Annotated in this window: 5 protein-coding genes; 2 read left to right on the forward strand and 3 right to left on the reverse strand. The window is 69.6% G+C overall.

Features of this window, described 5'->3' with window-relative positions; translation table 11 throughout:
* Window positions 1-3: 3 nt before the first annotated feature.
* Together QM595_RS13020 and QM595_RS13025 are read left to right on the forward strand one after the other, a co-directional pair.
* Window positions 4-1257 carry an SPFH domain-containing protein gene (locus QM595_RS13020; protein WP_415171989.1) on the forward strand — a complete coding sequence of 418 codons (1254 nt, stop codon included), beginning with the start codon at window positions 4-6 and terminating at the stop codon, window positions 1255-1257.
* A 21-nt stretch (window positions 1258-1278) separates the two neighbouring features.
* Window positions 1279-1872: a hypothetical protein gene (locus QM595_RS13025; protein WP_415171990.1), complete on the forward strand. Its 594-nt coding sequence runs from the start codon at window positions 1279-1281 to the stop codon at window positions 1870-1872.
* Between the two features lie 9 nt (window positions 1873-1881).
* Here QM595_RS13025 and QM595_RS13030 read toward each other — a convergent pair whose 3' ends face one another.
* The 3 genes from QM595_RS13030 to QM595_RS13040 form a co-directional block, all read right to left on the reverse strand.
* On the reverse strand, window positions 1882-3138 hold the full coding sequence (locus QM595_RS13030; protein WP_415171991.1) for a GAF domain-containing protein: 1257 nt from the start codon (window positions 3136-3138) through the stop codon (window positions 1882-1884).
* 84 nt (window positions 3139-3222) lie between these two features.
* Window positions 3223-4665, reverse strand: coding sequence for a Re/Si-specific NAD(P)(+) transhydrogenase subunit beta (pntB, locus tag QM595_RS13035; protein WP_415171992.1), 1443 nt, complete (start codon window positions 4663-4665; stop codon window positions 3223-3225).
* A gap of 4 nt (window positions 4666-4669) precedes the next feature.
* The gene (locus QM595_RS13040) at window positions 4670-6214 is read right to left on the reverse strand and encodes a Re/Si-specific NAD(P)(+) transhydrogenase subunit alpha (protein ID WP_415171993.1); all 1545 of its coding nucleotides are present in this window, start codon (window positions 6212-6214) and stop codon (window positions 4670-4672) included.
* Window positions 6215-6508: the final 294 nt, after the last annotated feature.

The raw sequence follows: 6508 nt of genomic DNA on the forward strand, positions 1-6508 counted from the left end.
AGCATGGGCCTGATCAGCTCCGCGTACGCCGCCGCGCACGGCGTGCTGGCCGACCAATGGCTGGAGTATTTCAACTGCGAGGCGCTCCCGACCGCGACGCTGGCGGTCAAGGGACGGAAATGGGTCAACTCCCGCGGCCAGGCAGTCCCAGGGAGCGACAACGTCATCTCGAACGGTTCGAGGATCGCGGTGGCCGACGGACAGTGCATGATCATCGTGGAGCAGGGGCGCATCCTCGACGTGTCGACGGAGCCGGGCGAGTACATCTTCGACATCGGAACCGAGCCCTCGCTGTTGGGCGGCGGCACGTTCACCGAGGGAGCGCGCGCAGCCCTCGAGAAGACGTGGGAGCGCTTCAAGTTCGGCGGCCAGCCCGGTAAGGACACTCGTGTCTACTACTTCAACACCAAGGAACTCCTCGCCAATCCCTACGGGACAGCGAACCCTGTGCCGTTCCGAGTCGTCGATGCGAACATCGGCCTGGATATGGACATCGCGATCCGCTTCTTCGGTCAGTACTCCTACCGGATCTGCGACCCGATCCTGTTCTACATGAACGTTGCGGGAAACTTCCCGGTCGCTTACACCCGGGATCTGATCGACGGGCAGTTGAAGGCTGAGCTGCTCGGAGCGCTGCAGCCGGCCGTCGCGCGCATCTCCGCAGCCGGCGTACGCTACTCCGCGCTGCCGGGGCACACCGCCGAGCTGGCCGAGGCACTCAACGCGGTCCTCTCGCCCACGTGGCGGGAGACGCGGGGGCTGGAGATCGTGGCCTGCGGCGTGTCCTCTGTCAGCGCCAGCCCGGAGGATGAGCAGATGATCAAAGACCTCCAGCGCACCGCGGTCCTCCGTGACCCGACCATGGCCGCCGCGACTCTGATCGGCGCCCAAGCAAGCGCTCTCGAAGCGGCCGCATCGAACGAATCGGGCGCGATGCTCGGCCTGATGGGCCTCGGGATGGCCCATACCGCCGGCGGCAGGCTGGACACCAGCAGCCTGTACGCCTTGGGGAGGAAGAGCACACCCCCTCACGACCCGACACCACCTGGCGCCGAGCCACCATCGGCCGGTTGGTCGTGCACATCCTGCGGCACGACCAACGAAGGCAGGTTCTGCCATGAATGCGGGGCATCGAAGCCGCCCGGCGTGCCCCAATACCGATGCGACAAGTGCGGCTGGACTCCGCCCGACCCGGGCAACCCACCCAAGTTCTGCCCGGACTGCGGAGACCCGTTCGACGACGGCGACCTCGCCTAGCGTCACCCGACAGGAGCATTCATGGCCAAGTACCGGCTGCAACCCGACGAGGTCGTGATCCTCACGGCTGATCACGTCCAGCGCGGCGATTCCCGCCTGCCTGTCTACACCGACGAACTGATCCTCACGAACCTCCACCTGATCTGGGTAGGCAAGGGCATCCTCGGGAACGCGAAGGGAATCGCGTACTTCCCGCTGTCATCGATCAAGGTGTTCGAGGACACGGCTCAGGCCCGCCTCGGCCAGGCCCCGAATCGCGTGCCCCAGCTTGAGGTCTACTTCCAGAGCGACGAGGAGACGTTCAGGTTCCAGGCAGGGAGCAAACGGGAGATCGGGGAGTGGGTGTCCGCCATCAACCGGGTAGTCACGGGCAACGACGTCAGTCCCGGCCGGTCAACACGAGGCGCCCTGCCTGGCACCGAGGCGGTGGCCGAGAGCCTGAGAGACACGTTCAACCAGTTCAAAGCCGCGTTCGGCGGCGGCAGGAGTGCGCCGCCGCCCAGTGGCTCGACGAAGGTGTCAACGAAGTGCTCCAGCTGCGGAGCGCCGATCTCAGGCGTGCGCGGCACGACGGTCGTCTGTCAATACTGCGACTCCACTGCCCTGCTGTCCTGACCGCTACCCTCAACTCTCCAGCTCGCGGTCCAGGAAGGTCAGGTGGCGTCGTACCTGCTCGCCTTGCGGGGTGCTGCCGATGCGGCTCTCCAGGGCCTGCCAGAGCGGCAGGTCGAGCAGGCCGTGCTCGCTGCCGGCGAACCTGGCCAGCGGCTCGACGTCGCCGCCGCGCAGCAGCGCGGTGCGCAGCTCCTCGTGGAGGCTCTCGCGCAGCCGGACGATGCCAGGCGCGGTCGAGGTCGGCAGCAGCGGGCCGGGGTAGCGGTCGACGGCGTCGCCGAGCCGGCCGGAGCGGATCAGGCTGCGGACCGTCTCGACGTCGCTGCGCATCGGGGTGGCGAGGCGGTAGGGCCGGGCCCGCACGTCCAGGCCGAGCAGCGGTCGCAGCCGGGAGAGCTCCGCGCGCACCGAGACCAGTGCGGGGTCCCGCTCGTAGAGGGCGAGGCCCAACTGATCGCCGGTCAGGCCCTCGGGGTGGAGGGCCAGCAGGGTGACGATCTCGCTGTGCCGCAGCGAGAGGGTGCGGGTGCCGAAGGGTCCGCGCAGCGTCGCGGCCGGGCGGCCCAGTGCCCGCAGCGCTCCGGTGGTCTCCCGCGCCCCGTCGACTCGGCGCAGCGAGAGCTCGGCCTCGACGGCGGCGCAGGTGGCGCGCACCATGGCGAGCACCTGCGGGGCGGCGACGTCGTCGCCGCCGGTCACGTCGAGGGCGCCGAGCACCGCGCCGGTGTCGGGGTCGTGGATCGGCGCTGCGCTGCAGCTCCACCGCGCCACCGAGCGGGAGAGGTGCTCCCAGGCGAAGATCTGCACCGGCTGGTCCAGCGCCAGTGCGGTGCCTGGTGCGTTGGTGCCGGCGACGCTCTCGGACCAGCGGGCGCCCTCGGTGAAGTTGATGGCCTCGGCCTGGCGGCGCTGCGCGGCGGCGCCCTCCACCCACAGCAGCCGGCCCTGTGCGTCGCTGACCGCGACGAGCATCCCCGCGTCGGCCGCGTCCTCGACCAGCAGCCGCCGGATCACCGGCATGACGGGCGCGAGCGGATGGCTCTCCCGGCGCCGCTCGAGGTCGTCGTCGACGAGCTCGACGGGCGCGAGCGAGCGCTCCGGGTCGAAGCCGCGGCTCATCGACCGCACCCAGGACTTGGCGACCAGCGGCCTGACCCGCCGCTCCAGCACGCCGGTCGAGACGAACTCCTCGTGGGCGGCGTGCAGCGTCCGGGCGAGGTCTTTCGGGTCCTCGCCCCCGGTCCAAGCACGGCCGCTGTCCAGCATCCCGCGGCTCCTCGGTGAGACGGCTGTCACACGAGCCTACGTGCTCCGCGCCACCCGGACGAGCCCCATCGGGAAGTCTCGGGATCAGGCGGGGATGCGGGCGAGTGCCTGGAGGATGTCCTCGACCCGCTGCTTGGCGTCGCCGAAGAGCATCTGGGTGTTGTCGCGGAAGAAGAGCGGGTTCTGGACGCCGGCGTACCCGGTAGCCATGGAGCGCTTGAAGACGATCACGTCTCGTGCCTCCCAGACCCGCAGTACCGGCATCCCGGCGATCGGCGAGCTGGGGTCCTCCGCGGCGGCGGGGTTGACGGTGTCGTTGGCCCCGATGACGAGTACGACGTCGGTGGCGGCGAGGTCGTCGTTGATCTCGTCCATCTCCAGCACGATGTCGTAGGGCACCTTGGCCTCGGCGAGCAGCACGTTCATGTGACCGGGCAGCCGGCCGGCGACGGGGTGGATGCCGAAGCGGACCTCCACGCCGCGACCACGCAGCTGGCGGGTGAGCTCGGCGACGGCGTGCTGGGCCTGCGCGGTCGCCATGCCGTAGCCGGGCGTGATGACGACGCTGCGCGCACCCGCGAGCAGGTCGGCGGCGCCCTCGGCTTCGATCTCGCGGTGCTCGCCGTAGTCGGTGTCGCCGGCGGAGGCCGGCGCCTCGATGCCGAAGCCGCCGGCGATGACGGAGATGAAGGAACGGTTCATCGCCTGGCACATGATGTAGGACAGGTAGGCACCCGAGGAGCCGACCAGCGCGCCGGTGACGATCAGCAGGTCGTTGTCGAGCAGGAACCCGGACGCGGCCGCCGCCCAGCCGGAGTAGGAGTTGAGCATCGAGATCACGACCGGCATGTCGCCACCACCGATGCTCGCGACCAGGTGCAGGCCGAGCGCCAGCGCCAAGACGGTGACCAGGATCAGCAGCCACAGGTGCGGGTCGGCGACGAACCAGATCGTCAGCAGTACGAAGAGCACCAGCGCGCCGATGTTGAGCCAGTTCTTGCCGGGCAGCATCAGCGGTGCGGACTTCATCCGGGCGCTCAGCTTGAGGAAGGCGATGATCGAGCCGGTGAAGGTCACCGCGCCGATGAAGACGCCGATGAAGACCTCGGCGTCGTGGATGTGGAGCAGCGTCGGTGCGTTGTCACGGCTGAGGTCGTCGTACTCCAGGTAGCCGTTCCAGCCGACCAGCACCGCGGCCAGACCCACGAAGGAGTGCAGCAGCGCGATCAGCTCGGGCATCCCGGTCATCTCCACGACGCGGGCGCGCCACAGCCCGATGGCGGCGCCGATGACGACCGCGACGAGCAGTAGCGCGATGCTCAGGCCACCCCCGCTGTCGACGAGCGAGTCGTCGGTCGCGAGGTCGGCGACCAGCCAGAAGGTGGCGAGCATCGCGACGACCATGCCGGCGATGCCGCAGGCCAGGCCGCGCTTGGCGGTCTCGTGCCGGGACAGGCCAGCCAGGGCGAGGATGAAGAGCAGCGCCGCGACGAGATAGGCAGCGGTGGCGATCGAGGTCGAGGTCATCGGGTCAGCCCTTCTGGAACATGGCGAGCATGCGACGGGTGACCGCGAAGCCACCGAAGACGTTGATGGAGGCGAGCAGCACCGCGACGAACGCCAGCACCCGGATCGCGTTGTCGTCGACCGCCAGCTGCAAGAAGGCGCCGACCACGATGATCCCCGAGATGGCGTTGGTGACGCTCATCAGCGGGGTGTGCAGGGCGTGCGCGACATTGCCGATGACGTAGAAGCCGACCACCACCGAGAGCATCAGCACGGTGAAGTGCTGCGGGATCGGGTCGGGCGCGGTGGCGTTGACCAGGAAGAAGGCGGCCAGGCCGATCACTGCGAGGCCGAGCTTCGCGGTGGCGCTGAGACCCGCCTTGGTGGCCGGCTCCTTCTTCTCCGGTACGACGGCAGCAGCCGCTGCGGGGGCAGCGCTGACCTGGACCGGTGGCGGCGGCCACAGCTTCTCGCCATCCTTGACCACCGTAATGCCGCGCTGGACGATGTCGTCCAGGTCGAGCGTCCATTGCCCGTCCTTGCTCGGCGTGAGGAGCTTGGCCAGGTTGACCAGGTTGGTGCCGTAGAGCTGGCTCGCCTGGGTGGGCAGCCGGCCGGCGAGGTCGGTGTAGCCGATGATCGTCACGCCGTTGTCGGTGACGATCTTCTCATCGGCGACCGAGCCCTCGACGTTGCCGCCCTGCGCGGCGGCCATGTCCACGATCACGCTGCCGGGCTTCATCGAGGCCACGTCGGCGGCGGTGATCAGCCGCGGTGCCGGCCGGCCGGGGATGAGGGCGGTGGTGACGATGAGGTCCACCTCGGCCGCCTGCTCCGAATAGAGGCGAGCCGCGGCGGCGTCGTACTGCGCGCTGGTGGCCTTGGCGTAGCCGTCGGCCGAGACCTCCTGCTCCTCCTCGGGCACCACCACCGGGAGGTACTCCCCACCCAGCGACCTCACCTGGTCGGCGACCTCCGGGCGAGGGTCGGTGGCCCGGACGATCGCCCCCAGCGACGAGGCGGCGCCGATCGCGGCCAGGCCGGCCACGCCGGCACCGGCGATGAGCACCTTGGCCGGCGGCACCTTGCCCGCCGCGGTCACCTGGCCGGTGAAGAACCGGCCGAACTCGTGCGCGGCCTCGATCACCGCACGGTAGCCGGCGATATTCGCCATCGACGACAGCACGTCCAGCGACTGGGCGCGCGAGATCCGCGGCACCGCGTCCATCGCCAGCACCGTGATCGGCCTGGTGGCAAGCGCGTCGACCAGCTCGGGGTTGAGCGCGGGCGCCAGCAGCGAGACCAGCGTGGAGCCGTCCCGGATCAGGCCGACCTCCGCCAGCGTGGGGCCGTTGACACGGAACACCACATCGGCCGCCCACACCTCCGAGGCCGATCCCAGGCCGGCCCCTGCCTCGGCGTAGGCCTCATCGGAGAAGCTCGACCGCTCCCCCGCGCCGCGCTCCACCACGACGTCGTACCCCAGCCCGATCAGCTGCTTGACCGTCGTCGGCGTCGCCGCCACCCGGGTCTCACCCGGCTTCGTCTCCCGCGTCACTCCAATGAGCACGTGTGCGCCCTTTCTTGGTCGGTGCCACCCTGGACATGCCGGGGCACGGGGCACCTTGCCAGTGATGCTCCACGGGCGGAAGGGGAGATCCGACTGGTGGCTTGTGGGAACGATCCAAAGAGACCGGGCTCACACCTTCTCACCGCCCCGGAGCGGCTGCGCCCACGACCTAGTAGGGTGTCGCTCCTAAAGCACCGGGTATAGGTGTCGGAGTTTGATGCGGGCGTCGGCGGTGGTGAATCTCCAGTCGACTTGGCGTTGGTCGGCGTTGGTGGCGCTGGCCCAGGCGGCGAG

Origin of the sequence: Nocardioides sp., assembly GCF_047607185.1 — a bacterium.
In the GTDB taxonomy this organism is placed as follows: Bacteria; Actinomycetota; Actinomycetes; order Propionibacteriales; family Nocardioidaceae; genus Nocardioides.

Excerpts from the sequence above, each read along its gene's own strand:
- QM595_RS13020 (WP_415171989.1), top strand. The coding sequence starts at position 4 with ATGGGCCTGATCAGCTCCGCGTACGCCGCCGCGCACGGCGTGCTGGCC.
- QM595_RS13025 (WP_415171990.1), top strand. The coding sequence starts at position 1,279 with ATGGCCAAGTACCGGCTGCAACCCGACGAGGTCGTGATCCTCACGGCT.
- QM595_RS13030 (WP_415171991.1), bottom strand. The coding sequence starts at position 3,138 with ATGCTGGACAGCGGCCGTGCTTGGACCGGGGGCGAGGACCCGAAAGAC.
- pntB (WP_415171992.1), bottom strand. The coding sequence starts at position 4,665 with ATGACCTCGACCTCGATCGCCACCGCTGCCTATCTCGTCGCGGCGCTG.